The sequence below is a fragment of the Cupriavidus sp. HE11 genome (assembly GCF_056097175.1).
Map to the genome: position 1 here is coordinate 2,522,420 of NZ_CP184464.1, position 19,344 is coordinate 2,541,763.

Annotated in this window: 13 protein-coding genes; 8 read left to right on the forward strand and 5 right to left on the reverse strand. The window is 66.7% G+C overall.

The window, feature by feature from the left end; all coding sequences use genetic code 11:
* Nucleotides 1-66: 66 nt before the first annotated feature.
* The 7 genes from ACOABP_RS11720 (at nt 67) to ACOABP_RS11750 (ending at nt 7,788) form a co-directional block, all read left to right on the forward strand.
* Complete coding sequence (locus tag ACOABP_RS11720) at nt 67-1,263, forward strand: phosphoglycerate kinase (protein WP_474225144.1); 1,197 nt, start codon at nt 67-69, stop codon at nt 1,261-1,263.
* A 97-nt stretch (nt 1,264-1,360) separates the two neighbouring features.
* The gene (gene pyk, locus ACOABP_RS11725; RefSeq protein ID WP_474225146.1) at nt 1,361-2,806 is read left to right on the forward strand and encodes a pyruvate kinase; all 1,446 of its coding nucleotides are present in this window, start codon (nt 1,361-1,363) and stop codon (nt 2,804-2,806) included.
* Between the two features lie 114 nt (nt 2,807-2,920).
* Nucleotides 2,921-3,985: a class II fructose-bisphosphate aldolase gene (fba, locus tag ACOABP_RS11730; protein ID WP_474225147.1), complete on the forward strand. Its 1,065-nt coding sequence runs from the start codon at nt 2,921-2,923 to the stop codon at nt 3,983-3,985.
* 107 nt (nt 3,986-4,092) lie between these two features.
* Entirely contained in the window at nt 4,093-5,001 is a 909-nt protein-coding gene (locus tag ACOABP_RS11735; protein ID WP_474225148.1) for a phosphoribosylaminoimidazolesuccinocarboxamide synthase, read from the forward strand.
* 18 nt (nt 5,002-5,019) lie between these two features.
* Nucleotides 5,020-5,517, forward strand: a complete 498-nt coding sequence (purE, locus tag ACOABP_RS11740) for a 5-(carboxyamino)imidazole ribonucleotide mutase (RefSeq protein ID WP_066739411.1) — start codon at nt 5,020-5,022, stop codon at nt 5,515-5,517.
* A gap of 27 nt (nt 5,518-5,544) precedes the next feature.
* A complete protein-coding gene (locus tag ACOABP_RS11745) occupies nt 5,545-6,789 on the forward strand; it encodes a 5-(carboxyamino)imidazole ribonucleotide synthase (RefSeq protein ID WP_474225149.1) in 1,245 nt (414 codons plus the stop codon).
* 6 nt (nt 6,790-6,795) lie between these two features.
* A complete protein-coding gene (locus ACOABP_RS11750) occupies nt 6,796-7,788 on the forward strand; it encodes an L-threonylcarbamoyladenylate synthase (protein WP_474225150.1) in 993 nt (330 codons plus the stop codon).
* Between the two features lie 407 nt (nt 7,789-8,195).
* On the opposite strand, the gene dacB is transcribed toward ACOABP_RS11750, so the two are convergent.
* Entirely contained in the window at nt 8,196-9,785 is a 1,590-nt protein-coding gene (dacB, locus tag ACOABP_RS11755; protein ID WP_474225151.1) for a D-alanyl-D-alanine carboxypeptidase/D-alanyl-D-alanine endopeptidase, read from the reverse strand.
* Nucleotides 9,786-9,878: 93 nt separating this feature from the next.
* Nucleotides 9,879-10,340: a PACE efflux transporter gene (locus tag ACOABP_RS11760; protein ID WP_474225152.1), complete on the reverse strand. Its 462-nt coding sequence runs from the start codon at nt 10,338-10,340 to the stop codon at nt 9,879-9,881.
* A 130-nt stretch (nt 10,341-10,470) separates the two neighbouring features.
* Here ACOABP_RS11760 and ACOABP_RS11765 point away from each other — a divergent pair, with 130 nt between their 5' ends.
* The gene (locus tag ACOABP_RS11765) at nt 10,471-11,370 is read left to right on the forward strand and encodes a LysR family transcriptional regulator (RefSeq protein ID WP_474225154.1); all 900 of its coding nucleotides are present in this window, start codon (nt 10,471-10,473) and stop codon (nt 11,368-11,370) included.
* Between the two features lie 3 nt (nt 11,371-11,373).
* Here ACOABP_RS11765 and ACOABP_RS11770 read toward each other — a convergent pair whose 3' ends face one another.
* Genes ACOABP_RS11770 through ACOABP_RS11780 form a run of 3 tightly spaced genes read right to left on the reverse strand, consistent with a single transcriptional unit; the run spans nt 11,374 to nt 19,327 of the window.
* Nucleotides 11,374-12,846 (reverse strand): efflux transporter outer membrane subunit, encoded by a 1,473-nt coding sequence (locus tag ACOABP_RS11770; protein WP_474225156.1) that lies wholly within the window; start codon nt 12,844-12,846, stop codon nt 11,374-11,376.
* A 14-nt stretch (nt 12,847-12,860) separates the two neighbouring features.
* A complete protein-coding gene (locus tag ACOABP_RS11775; RefSeq protein WP_474225157.1) occupies nt 12,861-16,157 on the reverse strand; it encodes an efflux RND transporter permease subunit in 3,297 nt (1,098 codons plus the stop codon).
* Complete coding sequence (locus ACOABP_RS11780; protein WP_474225158.1) at nt 16,157-19,327, reverse strand: MdtB/MuxB family multidrug efflux RND transporter permease subunit; 3,171 nt, start codon at nt 19,325-19,327, stop codon at nt 16,157-16,159. Before ACOABP_RS11780 ends, ACOABP_RS11775 begins: the two co-directional genes overlap by 1 nt.
* Nucleotides 19,328-19,344: the final 17 nt, after the last annotated feature.

Genomic DNA, 19,344 nt, shown 5'->3' on the forward strand with positions numbered 1-19,344 from the left:
TAAAATGGCGGTTTTCCCGACTTCTGTGGACGGCTGTATGCCGTCCCCGTCCCCGCTCTTATCGCCATGACCTCTGTCCTGCGTCTTACCGATCTCATTTCCCAAGGCAAACTCTCCGGCAAGCGTGTGTTTATCCGCGCCGACCTGAACGTGCCGCAAGACGACGCAGGCAACATCACCGAGGACACGCGTATCCGCGCGTCGGTGCCAGCCATCCAGGCCTGCCTGGAAGCTGGCGCGGCCGTGATGGTGACGTCACATCTGGGTCGCCCGACCGAGGGCGAGTTCAAGCCCGAAGATTCGCTGGCCCCGATCGCCACGCGCCTGTCGGAACTGCTCGGCAAGCCGGTAAAGCTGGTGCAGAACTGGGTCGACGGCGTGGAAGTGGCGCCCGGCCAGGTGGTGCTGCTGGAAAACTGCCGCGTCAACAAGGGCGAGAAGAAGAACAGCGACGAGCTGGCCCAGAAGATGGCCAGGCTCTGCGACGTCTACGTCAATGACGCCTTCGGCACCGCGCACCGCGCCGAAGCCACCACCCACGGTATCGCCAAGTTCGCGCCGATCGCCTGCGCCGGCCCGCTGCTGGCCGCCGAGATCGACGCGCTGGGCCGCGCGCTGGGCCAGCCGGCGCGTCCGCTGGTAGCCATCGTGGCCGGCTCGAAGGTTTCGACCAAGCTGACCATCCTGAAGGCGCTGGCCGACAAGGTGGACGGTCTCGTGGTCGGTGGCGGCATCGCCAACACGTTCATGCTGGCCGCCGGCCTGAAGATCGGCAAGTCGCTGGCCGAGGCCGACCTGGTGGGCGACGCCCGCGCCATCATCGACATCATGGCCGCCCGCGGCGCATCGGTGCCGATTCCGGTGGACGTGGTCTGCGCCAAGGAATTCAGCGCAACGGCTGCCGCCACGGTCAAGGACGTCAAGGATGTGGCCGACGACGACATGATCCTGGATATCGGCCCGAAGACCACCACCATGCTGGCCGACCAGCTCAAGGCCGCCGGCACCATCGTCTGGAACGGCCCGGTCGGCGTGTTCGAATTCGACCAGTTCGGCAACGGCACCAAGGTGCTGGCCGAAGCCGTCGCCACGTCGAAGGCGTTCTCGATCGCCGGTGGCGGCGACACGCTGGCCGCCATCGCCAAGTATGGTATCGCCGACCGTATCGGCTACATCTCCACCGGCGGCGGCGCCTTCCTGGAGTTCCTGGAAGGCAAGAAGCTGCCGGCGTTCGAAGTGCTGGAACAACGCGCTGCCGGCTGAAGCCCGCGCGGGCTGGCGGCGCGAGCCGGCCGGCCCGAAACCAGTTGCCCCTGAAGCCCGCAAGCCCATAAGCAGCCAACCCCAGGAAACCGCCCGCATGACCCGTTCCACCAAGATCGTTGCCACGATTGGCCCCGCGTCCAGCTCGCTGGAAGTGCTGACCCGCATGATCGGGGCCGGTGTCGACGTGGTGCGCCTGAACTTCTCGCACGGCACCGCGCAGGACCATATCGACCGCGCCGCGCTGGTGCGCGAGGCCGCCACGGCCTGCGGCCGCGAGGTGGCGATCATGGCCGACCTGCAGGGGCCCAAGATCCGCGTGGGCAAGTTCGAGAACGGCAAGGTCACGCTGAAGGCCGGCGATGCGTTCGTGCTGGACTCCACCTGCGAGACCGGCAACCAGGAGCGCGTGGGGCTGGACTACAAGGACCTGCCGCGCGACGTGGGCCCGGGCGATGTGCTGCTGCTCAATGACGGCCTGATCGTGCTGGTGGTGGACCGCGTGATCGGCAGCGAGATCTTCACCACGGTGCGCGTGGGCGGCGACCTGTCGAACAACAAGGGTATCAACCGCCAGGGTGGCGGGCTGTCGGCGCCGGCGCTGACCGCCAAGGACATGGAGGACATCAAGACCGCCATGGCCCTGCACGCCGACTACGTGGCCGTCAGCTTCCCGAAGAACGCCACCGACATGGAAATGGCGCGCCAGCTGGCCAACGTGGCCGGCCAGCCGCACAACCACAAGGCGCGCATGATCGCCAAGATCGAACGCGCCGAGGCCATCCGCCCCGGCGTGCTCGAGGAAATCCTGAACGCATCGGACGGCATCATGGTGGCCCGTGGCGACCTGGCCGTGGAAGTGGGCAACGCGGCCGTGCCGGCGCTGCAGAAGCGCATGATCCGCCTGGCCCGCGAGGCCAACAAGCTGACGATCACGGCCACCCAGATGATGGAAAGCATGATCGTCAACCCGGTGCCGACGCGCGCCGAGGTGTCGGACGTGGCAAACGCCGTGCTGGATGGCACCGACGCCGTGATGACGTCGGCCGAGACCGCCGCCGGCCGCTATCCGGTGGAAACGGTCGAGGCCATGGCCGCGATCTGCCTGGAAGCCGAGAAGTCCGAGGTGGTGCAGCTCGACACCGATTTCCTGAACCAGACGTTCTCGCGCATCGACCAGTCGATTGCCATGGGTGCGCTGTTCACGGCCTATCATCTAGGCGTGAAGGCAATTGCCGCGCTGACCGATTCGGGCGCCACCGCTTTGTGGATGAGCCGTCACCGCATCCATGTGCCGATCTATGCCATGACGCCGAACCTGGCGTCGCAGCGCAAGATGCAGCTCTACCGCAATGTGGTGCCGCTGCCGCTGCAATCGAGCACCGACCGGGACGAGGCGCTGGAACAGGCCGAGGAACTGCTGCTGGCACAGGGTGCCGTGCAGCATGGCGATTTCATTGTGCTGACGATTGGCGAGCCGATGGGCCAGGCCGGCGGCACGAACACGCTGAAGATCGTGAGGGTCGGCAGCAAGTTCAAGTAAAGAGATGACGTCCGATGTGGTGCGCTGCACGGACGGCGCACCGCGGATGCGCGAACCTGCCCGGCGCAGCATCGAAAAAATACTAGATACCGTTTTTTTATTCAGGAGTTTGACATGCCACTCGTATCCATGCGCCAGCTGCTGGACCATGCCGCCGAGAACAACTACGGTCTGCCGGCCTTCAACGTGAACAACCTCGAACAGGTCCAGGCCATCATGCAGGCCGCCGACGAGGTTAACGCCCCGGTGATCATGCAAGCCTCGGCAGGTGCGCGCAAATACGCTGGCGAGCACTTCCTGCGTCACCTGATCGAAGCCGCAGTGGAAGCCTACCCGCACATCCCCGTGGTGATGCACCAGGATCACGGCCAGTCGCCGGCGATCTGCCAGGCCGCCATCGACCTGAACTTCTCGTCGGTGATGATGGACGGTTCGCTCAAGGAAGACGGCAAGACCCCGTCGGACTACGAATACAACGTCGACGTGACCCGCAAGGTGGTGCAGATGGCCCACGCGCTGGGCGTGACCGTGGAAGGCGAACTGGGTTGCCTGGGCTCGCTGGAAACCGGTGAAGCCGGCGAGGAAGACGGCATCGGCGCCGAAGGCAAGCTCGATCACTCGATGCTGCTGACCGATCCGGAGCAGGCCGCCGACTTCGTCAAGGCCACGCAGCTGGACGCACTGGCCATCGCCATCGGCACGTCGCACGGCGCGTACAAGTTCACGCGCAAGCCCACGGGCGACATCCTGGCCATCGGCCGTATCAAGGAAATCCACGCCCGCATCCCGAACACGCACCTGGTGATGCACGGTTCGTCGTCGGTGCCGCAGGAACTGCTGGCCGAGATCCGCCAGTTCGGTGGCGACATGAAGGAAACGTACGGCGTGCCGGTGGAAGAAATCCAGGAAGCCATCAAGTTCGGCGTGCGCAAGATCAACATCGACACCGACATCCGCCTGGCGATGACCGGCGCGATCCGCCGCTTCTTCGTGGAAAACCCGAGCAAGTTCGACCCCCGCGAATACCTGAAGCCGGCCCGCGAAGCCGCCAAGCAGGTTTGCAAGGCCCGCTACATCGCCTTCGGTTGCGAAGGCCAGGCCAGCAAGATCAAGGCCGTGTCGCTGGTCGACATCGCCGGCCAGTACAAGTCGGGCAAGCTCGCCCAGGTCGTGCAGTAAATCGTTTCGCCGCCCCGCCCGCCCAGCGCGCGGGGCGTTCGTACTTCATGGGGCTTCGCCAACCGCACGAAGCCCCGCTTGTTTTCAGCCGCAGCCGCTTTCACACCATGTCTGACGCCCTCTACGAATCCTCCATCCAGTCCCTGCCGCTGCTCGGCAAGGGCAAGGTCCGCGACAACTACGCCGTCGGCGACGACAAGCTGCTGATCGTGACCACCGATCGCCTGTCGGCCTTCGACGTGATCATGGGCGAGCCGATTCCGGCCAAGGGCCGCGTGCTGAACCAGATGGCCAACTTCTGGTTCCGCAAGCTCGCGCACATCGTGCCGAACCACGAGACGGACGTGACGGCGGAAAGCGTGGTGGCCGCTGACGAAGTGGCGCAGGTCAAGGGCCGCGCCGTGGTGGTCAAGCGCCTGAAGCCGATCCTGGTGGAAGCGGTGGTGCGCGGCTACCTGGCCGGCAGTGGCTGGAAGGACTACCAGGCCACGGGCAAGGTCTGCGGCATCGAACTGCCGGCCGGCCTGCAGAACGCGCAGAAGCTGCCCGAGCCGATTTTCACGCCGGCGGCCAAGGCCGAGATGGGCGAGCACGACGAGAACATCTCGTTCGACGAGGTGGTGCAGCGCATCGGCCGCGAGCTGGCCGACAAGATGCGTGACATCTCGATCCGCCTGTACAAGGAAGCGTCCGAGTACGCAGCCACGCGCGGCATCATCATCGCCGACACCAAGTTCGAATTCGGCCTGGACGAAGACGGCACGCTGACCCTGATGGACGAGGTGCTGACCGCCGATTCGTCGCGCTTCTGGCCGGCCGACTCGTACCAGGTGGGCACCAACCCGCCGTCGTTCGACAAGCAGTTCGTGCGCGACTGGCTCGAAGCCGTGCGCATCGACGGCAAGCCGTGGCCGAAGACCGCGCCGGCACCGAAGCTGCCCGAAGACGTGGTGCAGAAGACCGCCGACAAGTACAAGGAAGCGCTGACCCGCCTGACCGGCGAGCAGCTGCAATAAGGCGGAAGGAACCAGAACATGAGCAACGCAGCAAAGCCGGTGGTGGGCGTGGTGATGGGCAGCAGTTCCGACTGGGACGTGATGCAGCACGCCGTGGCCATGCTCAAGGATTTCAACGTGGCGTTCGAGGCGCAGGTGGTATCGGCGCACCGCATGGCCGACGACATGTTCCGCTATGCCGAGTCGGCCCGCAGCCGCGGCATCCGCGCGATCATCGCCGGTGCCGGCGGCGCCGCGCACCTGCCGGGCATGATCGCCGCCAAGACGATCGTGCCGGTGTTCGGCGTGCCCGTGCCGTCGAAGTACCTGCGCGGCGAGGATTCGCTGCTGTCGATCGTGCAGATGCCCAAGGGCGTGCCCGTGGCGACGTTCGCCATTGGTGAAGCCGGTGCCGCCAACGCGGCGCTGCACGCCATCGCCACGCTGGCCACCACCGACGACGCGCTGGCCAGCGCGCTGGAAGCGTTCCGCGCGAAGCAGACCGAAGCTGCCCGCGCGATGACCCTGCCCGTTTAAGACCTTGTAGTGACCGAAGCCTGAGCCATGCCGACCGATATCCATCCCTACCTGTCCGAAGCCCATACGCCGGAGTCGCGCGCCGAGTTTGGCGTCGACGCCCCAGGCGCGCCGATCCTGCCCGGTGCCTGGCTTGGCATGCTCGGCGGCGGCCAGCTGGGCCGCATGTTCACGCATGCGGCGCAGTCGATGGGCTATCGCGTCTGCGTGCTCGACCCGGACCAGGACAGCCCTGCCGGCAACGTGGCCGATCGCCATATCTGCGCCACCTATACCGATGAGGCCGCGCTGGCCGAAGTGGCGCGGCTGTGCGAGGCCGTGAGCACCGAATTCGAGAACGTGCCGTCGATCTCGCTGGACCGCCTGGAGCAGGCCGGCGTGTTCGTGGCGCCGCGCGGCTACTGCGTGTCGATTGCACAGAACCGTATCGGCGAGAAGAAGTTCTTCGCCTCGTGCGCCGAGCGTACCGGCGTGCCACCGGCCCCGCACTGGGTGATCCAGCATGATGCCGACGTGGACAACGTGCCCGACAACGTGCTGCCCGGCATCCTGAAGACCGCGCGCATGGGCTACGACGGCAAGGGCCAGGCCCGCGTGAAGACGCGCGAGGACGTGCGCGCCGCATGGAAGGCCATGCAGCACGTGCCGTGCGTGCTGGAGCAGATGCTGCCGCTGGCCTACGAGGTGTCGGTGCTGGCCGCGCGTGCCGCCGACGGCAGCACCGCCACCTGGCCGCTGGCCGAGAACGTGCATCGCGACGGCATCCTGTTTTCCACCACGATGCCGTCGACGAGTGTGTCCGACGACATCGCCACGCGGGCCCGTGCCGCCGCCGCCACGATTACCTCGGAAATGGGTTACGTCGGCGTGCTGTGCATCGAGTTCTTCGTGCTGACCGACGGCACGCTGGTGGCCAACGAAATGGCCCCGCGCCCGCACAATTCCGGCCATATCACGATGGATGCCTGCGAGACGAGCCAGTTCGAGCAGCAGGTGCGCGCGATGGCCCGCCTGCCCTTGGGCAGCACGCGCCAGCATTCGGCCGGCAAGATGCTGAACCTGCTGGGCGACTGCTGGTTCGAGTTCGGCCTGGAGCGCACGCCCGCGTGGGGCGAGGTGCTGGGCCAGCCCGGTGCCAAGCTGCATCTCTATGGCAAGAACGATGCGCGCCCGTCGCGCAAGATGGGCCACGTGAACTGCGTGGGCGAGCACGAGGAGGCTGCTGCCGCGGCGTTCGACGCTGCCGCCACGGCCCTGCATATCCCGCTCTGAGATTCGATGTCTTCACGCATGCCAACGGCCGCCGAGCTTGACGAGGCGGTTCGTCTGCTCGAAGCCGGCCAGCTCGTGGCCTTTCCGACCGAGACCGTCTACGGACTGGGCGCCGACGCCGAGAACCCCGAGGCCGTCGCGCGCATCTTTGCCGCCAAGGGCCGCCCGTCCAATCATCCGGTGATCGTGCATGTGGTGGACGGCGGCGATGTCAGCTACTGGACCGATGACGTCCCGGAAGCCGCGCAGAAGCTGATCGACGCCTTCTGGCCCGGCCCGCTGACGATCATCCTGAAGCGTGCCGCCCATATTCCGGCGGCCGTGGCGGGCGGACAGGACAGCATCGGCCTGCGCTGCCCGTCGCACCCGGTGGCCCAGGCGCTGCTGTCGCGTTTCAGGCGCGGCCGGGGCGGCATTGCCGCGCCGTCGGCCAACAAGTTCGGCCAGGTCAGCCCGACCACGGCCGAACACGTGCGCGACGAGTTCGGCGGCACCGTCTATGTGCTGGAAGGCGATGGCGTGGATGTCGGCATCGAATCGTCGATCGTTGACCTGTCGCGCCTCGATACGCTTGGCCCGGTATTGCTGCGCCCCGGCGCGATTACCGCGGCGATGATGGCTGACGTGCTGGGCACGCTGCCGCTGCCGCCCGATGCCGCCGCGCCGCGTGCGTCGGGAACGCTCAAGGCCCACTATGCGCCGCGCACCACGCTGACGCTGGCGCAAGCCGACGCATTGCCGCAGCTCCTGCATGGGTTGTCCGAAGGTGGACGGCTGGCGTTTGTCGGCAAGGCATCGGCCAGTGCGGACCCGCGCTGCGTGTTCGTGGAAGCGCCGGCCACGCCCGACGCCTTTGCCCAGGCGCTGTACGGCCTGCTGCGCAAGCTCGACAAGGAAGGTTACCAGCGGCTGGTGTTCGAGCCGGTGCCCGACTCGCACGAGTGGGACGGTGTGCGCGACCGGCTGGGCCGCGCGGCGGCTGCGTTCGAGAACAGCTGAAGCTCAAGCGCCTGCCCTCTCCCCCGGCCCCTCTCCCGCCATGCGGGAGAGGGGAGCACCCCGAGAGCTTCGGACCTGCCCCCGGTTTTCTCCCTTCTTTAGCACTCCGAGAGCTTCGGACCTGCCCCCGGGTTTCTCCCTTCTCTAGCACCCCGAGAGCTTTGGACATGCCCCCGGTTTTCTCCCTTCTCTAGCACCCCGAGAGCTTCGGACCTGCCCCCGGTTTTCTCCCTTCTCTAGCACCCCGAGAGTTTCGGACCTGCCCCCGGGTTTCTCCCCTATCCCGGGAGCAGGGCGCGCCCCGAGAACTTCGGACATGCCCCTGGTTTTCTCCCCTCTCCCGCGCGCGGGAGAGGGGCGGGGGAGAGGGCAAGCGCATCAAATCCCCACCACGCCCCTATCCAGGCTCAAGGCGCGCCCTTGTAGACCCACTGCATCAACGCATCGTGCGCTTCCTGCGCACCCGAAGCATTGGGGTGGTTGATATAGGCCACCACCACATAGCGTTCGCCGTTGAGCGCGTCGACATAGCCGGCCAGCGCCCGCACATCGGCCAGCGTACCGGTCTTCAGGTAGGCATTGCCGGCGGCATTGGCGCGCGTCAATCGGTTGCGCAGCGTGCCGTCGACGCCGAGGATCGGCAGGGAGTCGAGCAGCACCGGCCCCACGTTGCTGGCGAGTGCCTGTTGCAGCAGGCGGGCCATGTCGTAGGCGCTGATGCGCTCGTCGCGCGACAGCCCGGAGCCGTTCTCCAGCACCAGGTTCGGCATGTCCAGGCCCTGTTTGGCCAGCCACTGATGGATCACGCGTGACGACTTGTCGGTGCTGGCCGGCCCCTTGCGATCCATCTCCGCCCCGATCGTCAGGAACAGCTGGCGGGCCATCACGTTGTTCGAGAACTTGTTGATGTCGCGCACGATGTCGCCCAGCGGCTGACCATAGTGGCGCGCCAGCAGGAAGGCGTTGCGCGGCACCGCGCCGCTGCGCAGGCCGGGCGGACGTGCAAAGCGGCCGCCGGCGTTCTGCCATTCGGCAACGAAGCCACCCCAGATGAAATCGCTATGGCTCAGTGTGGCAAGGTTGACGATGTGCTCGCCGCAGTCTGCCGAATAGCTGCCATCGAACGATGCCACGACGGTACCGTCCGGCTGCGGCATGATGCTGGGCGTGGCGCGCGACTTCCAGTCGCCGCATCGGCCATTGGCCAGCGTCATCCGGTTGTCCACGCGCAGTTGCGCCAGCGCGGGCGTGACGGCCACGTCCACAGTGCGGTTGGTGGCGTCAGGGGTGATCGTGAACGACAGCGTCTTGAACGCGTAGAGCAGTGCGTCCGGGTTCACGTTGTAGGCGCGCTGGGTCTCGCCATCGATCGTGTAGCTGCCGTCCATGCCATCGGCAAAGAAGCTGCGGTCCAGCACCACGTCGCCGTTGATGGTGGTGGCGCCGGCGGATCGGGCCGTGGCGACCAGCTTTGCCATTTCCTCGGGCACGAGCTTGGGGTCGCCCCGGCCGCGCAGATAGACGTTGCCGTTGATCGTGCCATCGGGGCCCGGCTGGTTGTCGGCATAGAGCGACGTCAGCCAGCGGAACTCGGGCCCCAGCAACTGCAGGCCGGCGAAGGTGGTGACCACCTTCATCGTCGACGCCGGATTCATCGGCGTTTCGGCGTTCCAGCTTACGCGCGCCTGCGGGGCGCCAACCTTGACCACGTAGAAGCTCGCGGCGGACAGCGGCACATGGGCGCGGCGCAGCGCGGCGGTCACGCTGGCGGGCAGGCCGCTGCGCGCGGCGGCGGGATCGGCGGGTTCGGCCTTGGCGCGGGTGGCGCCGGCCGTTGCGGCGACCGCAGTGGCAGCGGTGGCGGCGCGGGTGGCCTTGGTGTTCTTGACGGGTTTGGCCTGGGCTCCGGACAGACCGAGGGCGAGCAGCGTGGCCGCGACGATGGCGGGCGACAGGCTGCGGCGGAGCAGGGGCGGGCAGATGGGCATGGCGAGCATGTTAACGCATGGTCCATGCACGCCGGATGACGTCATGCGGCCGTTTCCGGCCGCATTTCATGATCGAGGTCGACTACGCGGCGCTCGGTCCGCTTAGTTGGCCGACTGGCAGTCCGTTGCCGACGGGGACGCCGACGGCGTGGCGTTCGGGATCGGGAAGATGACGTCGTAGGCCCAGTTGTAGAAGAACGCGTAGACCATGTAGTAGCCGGCCACGGCAATGTCCATGATGAACGCTTCGACCAGGCCGATCTTCAGGTACCAGGCCACCGACGGCAGGAACACGATCAGCAGGCCGCCCTCGAACAGGATGGCGTGCAGCACGCGGATCGCCGTCGATTTCCTGAGCTGGCCAGTGAAGCGCAGCATCGCGCGGTCGAACAGGATGTTGTAGATGTAGTTCCAAGTGGCCGCGATCAGGGCCGCCACGGCGCCCACGATGCCCATCTGGTGCAACTCGTAGCCGAACACCCAGCTCGCCAGCGGCGCGAACGCGATCAGACCGATCACCTCGAATCCGACGGTGTGACGAATACGGTCCGCAGTGGTGCGCATGAGACTCTCCAATTCAGCAAATTTCAGCGATGGGAGGCATTCTATCGGCGCGACAGCTGATCGCAAGTTGGATACCATCTAAAAATCCGATAGATCGTGCTGCAGATCGCGCGCATACCCATCGCACACCATGTCTCCTTCCCTCGACCAGCTCCAGGCGTTTGCGGCCGCCGCCGAAACCGGCTCGTTCTCGGCCGCCGCCCGCCAGCTTGGCAAGGCGCAGTCGGTCATCAGCGCCGCCGTGGCAAATCTGGAAGTCGACCTGGACACCACGTTGTTCGATCGCAGCGCCCGATACCCGGTACTGACGCCCGCCGGCGAAAGGCTGCTGCTGGAAGCACGCGTGATCCTTGAGCGCTGCGAGCATTTCCGGGGCGTGGCGAAAAGCCTGGGCGAAGGGGTCGAGTCGCGCCTGACGCTGGCCGTCGACGAGCTGTATCCCGAGGAAACGCTGGGCGAACTGCTGACCGAGTTCTCCGAGCGATTTCCGTCAGTGGAGCTGGAAATCCTGTTCCCGCTGATGGAGGACGTCAGCCGCCTGGTGCTGAGCCAGTGCGCGGACCTGGGCATCATGTGGCGCCAGGAGATCCTGCCGCCGGAACTGGGATTCCACGCGCTGGGCTGGGTGCCCATGCCGATCATCTGCGCGCCCGACCACCCGCTGGCCGCGCAACCGCGCGTGGACTTCGAGGAACTGAAACGCTACCGCCAGCTGATGGTGGCCACGCGAAGCGACAGCGAGGAAAAGAAGCGCCTGCGCGTGGCCGCCGAAGTCTGGTGGGTGGAAAGCCAGTGGGTCATCGTCGAACTGGTCAAGCGCCGCCTGGGCTGGGCCTTTGTCCCCTGGCACGTCGCCGCCAACTCACCGGCCGCAGCGGGTCTGGTATCGCCGCAACTGACCTTCCAGGACCAGGACTGGCCCGTGGCGATGGAAATCGTCTGGCACAAGCAGCGTCCGCTGGGCAAGGCCGCCACATGGCTGAAGGAGCGCGTCAGCCAGCAACCGCTGCCGGTGCCGGACGGGCGGTAGGCGTTACTGCGGCGAAGTTACCGTACTCCCTGTACTCCCCTCCGCCTTCCCCACCTCCACGTCATATCCATGCCACCCTCCGCCCAGCGCCTTGATCAGCGTGATGGCCGCCGTGTACTGGCGATCCATGATGCGCAGCGTGGTGGTCTCGGCGGTATAGGCCGCGGTCTGGGCGGTCAGCACGTCGAGCAGGCCCGCGGTGCCGGCCTTGTAGCGGTTGTTGACCAGCGATAGTGCCTCGCGGGCGGAGCGCAGGGCGTCGCCCTGGACCACGGCTTCCTGTTCCAGCACGCGTGCCGATGCGAGGTTGTCCTCGACTTCCTGGAAGGCCGTCAGCACGGTCTGGCGATAGTTGGCGACGTTCTGGTCGTAGGCGGCCACGGCCTGGGCCTTGGCGGCGCTGCGCAGGCCGCCATCGAACACCGTACCGGCCAGGCCGGCGCCGACCGACCACACGCGGTCGGGCAGCGACAGCCAGCGCGCCAGCGTGCTGGCCGTGAGGCCGCCCGTGGCCGACAGCGACAGCGTCGGGTAGTAGGCGGCCTGGGCCACGCCGATCTCGGCATTGGCCGATGCCATGCGCCGTTCGGCGGCGGAGATGTCGGGCCGGCGTTCCAGCATTTGCGAGGGCACGGCCACCGGCACCACGGGCACCTGAGTCTGTATATCGGCCGGTGCGATGTTCAGCTCCGACGGCGGCCTGCCGACCAGGATGGCGATGGCGTGCTCCAGCTGTGCGCGGCTGATCTGGATATCGAGCTGTTGCGCCTGGGCAGACTTGAGCTGCGTTTCCGATTGCAGCACATCCGAGCGCTGCGCGGTGCCGGCCTTGTACTGGTTCTGCACGAGTTGCAGCGACTTGGCATAGTCGGCCACGGTGCGGTCGAGCAGCGCGCGCTGGGCATCGGCCACGCGCAGCGAGAAGTAGCTCTGCGCCAGCGTGGACTGGGTGGACAGCAGCGTCGATGCCAGGTCGGCCTGGCTGGCCTGTGCGCCGGCCTCGGCGCTTTCCACCTGGCGGCGGATGCGGCCCCAGATGTCGATTTCCCAGCTGGCCGACAACGTGGCGTTCTGGCCGTCGATCACCCGGCCGCCAGAACTCGACTTGCCGCGCGACACGCCCACATTGGCGCCGACGGTCGGGAAGTAGCCGGCGCGCGCCGCCGCCAGCGATGCGGTGGCCTGGCGATAGATCGCCTCGGCCGCCTTGATGTTCTGGTTCGACACCTGCACCTGGGATATCAGGTCGTCCAGCGTGGGGTCGTTGAACACGCGCCACCAGTCCGGGCGGCCCGCGGCATCCTGCGGTTCGGCGGTCTTCCAGTCGCCGGTCCATGCGGGCATGGCCTCGCTGGCTTCCTTGAAGGCCTTGGGCACGGGCGCGTCGGGGCGCTTGTAGTCGGGGCCGACCGCGCAGCCGGCCAGCAGGGCACAGGCCAGGGCCACCACCGAAAGAGAATAGGAGTGTCGGAACATGGCGGATGCCTTCTTCAGTGTTCGAGTTGCGGCGCAGCGCCGCGTTGCTGCCGGCGCGCGCGCCAGGCGCCGACCTTCAGGCGCAAGCGGTCGAGCGTCAGGTAGACCACGGGCGTCGTGTACAGCGTCAGCAGCTGGCTGACCACCAGGCCGCCGACGATCGAGATACCCAGCGGCGCGCGCAGTTCGGCGCCATCGCCGCGGCCCAGCGCCAGCGGCACCGCGCCCAGCAGCGCGGCGGCCGTGGTCATCATGATCGGCCGGAAACGCAGCAGGCAGGCGCGGTAGATGGCGTCGCGCGGGCTCAGGCCGTCGCGCCGCTCGGCGTCGATGGCAAAGTCGATCATCATGATCGCGTTCTTCTTGACGATGCCGATCAGCAGGATCACGCCGATCAGCGCGATGATGCTGAACTCGGTCTTGAACAGCAGCAGCGCCAGCAGCGCGCCCACGCCCGCCGACGGCAGCGTCGACAGGATCGTCAGCGGATGGACATAGCTCTCGTAGAGAATGCCCAGCACGATATAGATCGTGATGATGGCGGCCAGGATCAGCAGCGGCTGGCTCTTGAGCGAATCCTGGAACGCCTTGGCGCCGCCGGCAAAGTTGGCCTGCAGCGTCTCGGGCGCGCCGATCTGCGCCATTGCCAGCTTGATGGCGTCGGTGGCCTGCGACAGCGAGTAGCCTTCGGCCAGGTTGAACGAGATGGTCGACGCGGCAAACTGGCCCTGGTGATTCACACCCAGTGGCGTGCTGGTGGGCGTCACGTGCGCGAAAGCCGACAGCGGCACACGCTTGCCGCCGCCCGTGACCACGTAGATATCCTGCAGTGCATGTGGACCCTGCAGGTACTCCTGGCTCAGTTCCATCACCACGCGGTACTGGTTCAGCGGGTGATAGATCGTCGACACCAGCCGCTGGCCGAACGCGTCGTTCAGGATCGCATCGATCTGCTGGGCCGTGACGCCGAGCTTCGACGCCGTGTCGCGGTCGATGATGACCGACGTCTGCAAGCCCTTGTCGTTGGTATCGGTATCCACGTCCTCCAGGCCCTTGATGTTCGAGATCGCCGCGCGCACCTTGGGCTCCCACGCGCGGAGCACGTCGAGGTCATCGGACTGCAGCGTGAACTGGTAGGCCGAACTGCTCTGGCGCCCGCCGATGCGGATATCCTGCACGGGCGTCAGGAACAGGCTCGCCCCGGGCTCCTTCGCCAGCTTGCCGCGCAGCCGCGCCACGATCTGGTCGGCCGTTTCCTTGCGCTCGGACAGCGGCTTGAGCGTGACGAACATCTGCCCGGTGTTGCGCTGCGAGCCGCCCGTGAAGCCCGTCACGTTGACCACGGCCGGGTCGGACTGCACGATCTTGATGAAGTTGTCGAGCTTGGTGCGCATCAGCTGGAACGACGTGGCCTGGTCCGCGCGGATAAAGCCGATCAGCCGCCCGGTGTCCTGCTGCGGGAAGAAGCCCTTGGGCACGATCACGTACAGGTAGACGTTCAGCGCGATGGTAAGCAGCAGCACGAGCCAGATCACCGGGCCGTGGCGCAGTGCCACGCCCAGCGTGCGCCCATAGCCGTTCTGCAGGCGCACGAACAGGTGCTCGGTGGCCCGGTGGAAGCGGCCCTGCTTTTCTTCATGCACGGGGCGCAGCAGCCGCGCGCACATCATCGGCGTGGTGGTCAGCGAGACCACCAGCGACACCAGGATGGCTACCGAAAGCGTGATTGCGAATTCCTGGAACAGCCGGCCCACGATGCCGCCCATCAGCAGCAGCGGGATGAACACCGCGATCAGCGACAGGCTCATCGACAGCACCGTGAACCCCACCTCGCGCGCACCACGTAGTGCGGCGGCCATCGGCTTCATGCCTTCCTCGATGTGGCGCGAGATATTCTCCAGGACCACGATGGCGTCGTCGACCACGAAGCCCGTGGCGATGGTCAGCGCCATCAGCGACAGGTTGTTCAGCGAGAACCCGGCCAGGTACATGATCGTGAACGTGCCCACCAGCGACACCGGCACGGCCACGCTGGGGATCAGCGTGGCCCGCACGTTGCGCAGGAACACGAACACCACCATGATCACCAGCGCCACCGAGATCATCAGCGTGTGCTCCACCTCGCGCAGCGACGCGCGGATGGTGGGCGTGCGGTCCATCATCACGTCCAGCGAGATCGTGGCCGGGATCATCTTGCGCAGCTGCGGCAGCATGTCGTTGACGCGGTCGACGGTCTCGATGATGTTGGCGCCCGGCGACCGGTTCAGCACCAGCAGCACCGACGGCTTGCCGTTTGCCGAGCCCGCATTGCGGATGTCCTGCACGGAATCCACCACATTGGCAACGTCCTGCAGCCGCACCGGCACCGCAAACGAGTTCGGGCCACCGCTGTTGACGTTGCCGCCCGTGGCGCCGGTGCTGATGGTGGTGGTGCCACTGCTGGTGGTGATCGTGGTGGTGGTGACGCCGTTGACGGTCTTGGTGCTGACATTGCCGCCCGCTGCCGCGTTGGCCGTGCTGGCGATCAGCGCGCCGGCCGATGTGGACGAGTAGGTGCCCGGCGTGGCGTAACGGATGATCAGCGGCATGTAGTCCCTGGCCGCCATCGCCTGGTCATTGGCATAGACCTGCCACGCCGTGTTGGGGTTGTCCAGGATGCCGAGCGGCCGGTTCGCATTGGTGGCGCTGATGGTGTTGCGCACGTCCTCCAGCGAAATGCCGTATTGATTCAGCGCGGTCGGATTCAACTCCACCCGTACGGCCGGCAGCGACGACCCGCCGATGGTGACCTGGCCCACGCCTTCCACCTGCGACAGCTTCTGGGCCAGGATCGTCGACGCCGCGTCGTAGAGCTGGCCGCGCGTCATCGTCGGCGACGTCAGCGCGATGATCATGATCGGCGCGTCGGCCGGGTTCACCTTGCGGTAGGTGGGGTTGTTCGGCAGGCTGGTGGGCAGCGTGGCGCGCGACGCATTGATGGCCGCCTGCACGTCGCGGGCGGCGCCGTCGATGTCGCGCGACAGGTCGAACTGCAGCGTCACCCGCGTGGAACCCAGCGAACTGCTCGACGTGATCTCGGTCACGCCCGCGATGGCGCCCAGCGCGCGCTCCAGCGGCGTTGCCACGGTGGCCGCCATGGTCTCGGGGCTGGCGCCGGGCAGCGACGCCGAGACCGAGATCGTCGGAAAGTCCACCTGTGGCAGCGGCGACACCGGCAGCAGCCGGAACGCGGCAATGCCCGCCAGCAGGATGCCGATGGTCAGCAGCGCGGTGGCTACCGGGCGATGGATGAAGGTGGCCGAGAGGTTCATCAGGCGTTCGGCTCCTGCGGACGCGGCGTCACGCGATGGCCGCCATCGTCTCCGCCGTCGCCGTCGTCACCGCCCTCGTCGGGGCTGCCGAACCTGCGGGTGCGCCAGTCCCTCAGGCGGTACGCCACGCGGTCGAACGCCAGGTAGATCACCGGCGTGGTGAACAGCGTCAGCACCTGGCTGACCAGCAGGCCGCCAACCATCGTGATACCCAGCGGGCGGCGCAGTTCCGAGCCGATGCCCGAGCCCAGCATCATCGGCAGCGCGGCCAGCAGTGCGGCCATGGTGGTCATCAGGATGGGCCGGAAGCGCAGCAGGCAGGCCTGGAAGATGGCGTCGTACGGTTTCATGCCGTGCTCGCGTTCGGCTTCGAGCGCGAAGTCGATCATCATGATCGCGTTCTTCTTGACGATGCCGATCAGCAGGATGATGCCGATGATCGCGATGATGCCCAGGTCCTGCTGGAAGACCAGCAGTGCCAGCAGCGCGCCCACGCCCGCCGACGGCAGCGTGGAGAGGATCGTCACCGGGTGGATGGTGCTCTCGTACAGCACGCCCAGCACGATATACATCGTAACCACGGCGGCCAGGATCAGCCAGAGCGTGTTCGACAGCGACGCCCGGAAGGCCAGCGCGGCGCCCTGGAATTCCGTCGCCATCGAGATCGGCAGCCCGATTTCCTGCTCCACCTTGGTGATCTTGTCGACGGCGGCGCCCAGCGATTCGCCCGGCGCCAGGTTGAACGAGATCGTGGCGGCCGGGAACTGCCCCTGGTGATTGATCACGAGCGGGCCGGTGCGCTCGGAGATCCGGGCGATGGAGCCCAGCGGCACCTGGCCGCCCGACGACGACGGCAGCCGCAGTTCAGCCAGCGATGCCGGGCTGGTACGGAACTCGGGCATCGTCTCCAGCACCACGCGGTACTGGCTGGCCTGGGTGAAGATGGTCGAGATCAGGCGCTGGCCGAACGCGCTGTAAAGCGCGCTGTCGATCACGGCCGTGGTGATGCCGAAGCGCGCGGCGGCGTCGCGGTCGATCTCCACGAAGGCGCGCAGCCCGTTGTTCTGCTGGTCGCTGGCAATGTCGCGCAGCTCGGGTTCCTGCCGCAACCGTTCGACGAGCTTTGGCACCCATTCGGCCAGCACGGCCGGGTCGGGATCTTCCACCGTGAACTGGTACTGGGTACGTGCCACGCGGTCTTCGATGGTCAGGTCCTGCACGGGCTGCATGTAGAGCGACACGCCGCCGAGCTTGTGCACCGATTCCTGCAGGCGGTCGGTCACCACGGCCATCGAGTCGCGCTCGCCCTTGGGCTTCAGGTTGATCAGCATGCGCCCGGCGTTGATGGTCTGGTTGGTGCCATCCACGCCGATGAACGATGACACGCTGGCGACCGCCGGATCTTCCAGGATCACCTTCTGCACGGCTTCCTGCTTGCGGCCCATCGACTGGAACGAACTGGTCTGCGCGGCCTCGGTGATGGCCTGGATCACGCCGGTGTCCTGCACCGGGAAGAAGCCCTTGGGCACCAGCAGGTACAGCAGGCCGGTCAGCACCAGCGTGCCGACGGCCACGGCCAGCGTGGCGGTCTGGCGTGCCAGCACCCATTCCAGCGCCCGGCCGTACTTTTCGATCACGTTGTCGAAGAAGCGCCCCGTGGCGAGGTGGAAGCGCGACTGTTCGCTTTCCGGCACATGGCGCAGCAGGCGCGCGCACATCATCGGCGTCAGGGTCAGCGACACCACGGCCGAGATCAGGATCGACACCGCCAGCGTGATCGCGAATTCACGGAACAGCCGCCCGACCACATCGCCCATGAACAGCAGCGGAATCAGCACGGCCACCAGCGAGAACGTCAGCGAGATGATGGTGAAGCCGATCTGCTTCGAGCCCTTCAGTGCGGCCTCCATCGGGGAATCGCCTTCCTCGATGTAGCGCATGATGTTCTCGATCATCACGATGGCGTCGTCCACCACGAAGCCCGTGGCAATGGTCAGCGCCATCAGCGTGAGGTTGTTGATCGAGAAGCCGGCCAGGTACATCACCCCGAACGTGCCCACCAGCGACAGCGGCACGGCCACGCCCGGGATGATCGTGGCCGACAGGTTGCGCAGGAAGATGAAGATCACCATCACCACCAGCGCGATAGCCAGCAGCAGTTCGAACTCCACGTCCTTGACCGAGGCACGGATCGTGGTGGTGCGGTCGGTCAGCAGCTGCACGTGGACCGATGCCGGCAACGCCGACTGCAATTGCGGCAGCAGCGTCTTGATACGGTCTACCACCTCGATCACGTTGGCGCCCGGCTGCCGCTGGATGTTGACCACGATGGCCGGCCTGGCGTTGGCCCACGCGGCCAGGCGGCTGTTCTCGGGGCCGTCGATGATCTCGGCCACGTCGGTAATGCGGATCGGCGCACCGTTCTGGTAGCCGATGATGATCTGCTTGTACTCGTCGGCAGACTTGAGCTGGTCGTTGGCGTCGATGGTGGAGGCGCGCGAGGGGCCGTCGAAGCTGCCCTTGGCGCCGTTGACGTTGGCGCTGCCGATGGCGGTGCGCAGGTCGTCGATCGACATGCCCAGGTTGGCCAGTGCGGTCGGGTTGGCCTGGATGCGTACGGCCGGACGCTGGCCGCCGCTGATCGTGACCAGGCCCACGCCCTGGATCTGCGAGATCTTGGCCGCCACGCGCGTGTCGACCATGTCCTGCAGCTTGGGCAGCGGCAGGGTGTCGGACGTCATCGCCAGCGTCATGATCGGCGCATCGGCCGGGTTCACCTTGCTGTAGACCGGCGGCATCGGCAGGTCGGCCGGCAGCAGGTTGCCGCCTGCGTTGATGGCCGCCTGGACTTCCTGCTCGGCCACGTCCAGCGACAGCGTCAGTTCGAACTGCAGCGTGATGACCGACGCGCCACCCGATGACGACGACGACATCTGCTTGAGGCCCGGCATCTGGCCGAACTGGCGCTCCAGCGGCGCCGTGACCGACGAGGTCATCACGTCGGGGCTGGCGCCGGGGTACAGCGTGGTGACCTGGATGGTCGGGTAGTCGACCTCGGGCAGGGCGGAGAGCGGCAGCAGCTTGAATGCGACCAGCCCCGACAGCAGGATGGCGACCATCAGCAGGGCCGTGGCAACCGGCCGCTCGATAAAGATGCGTGAAGGATTCATGCCGCTTCCCTGTCCTC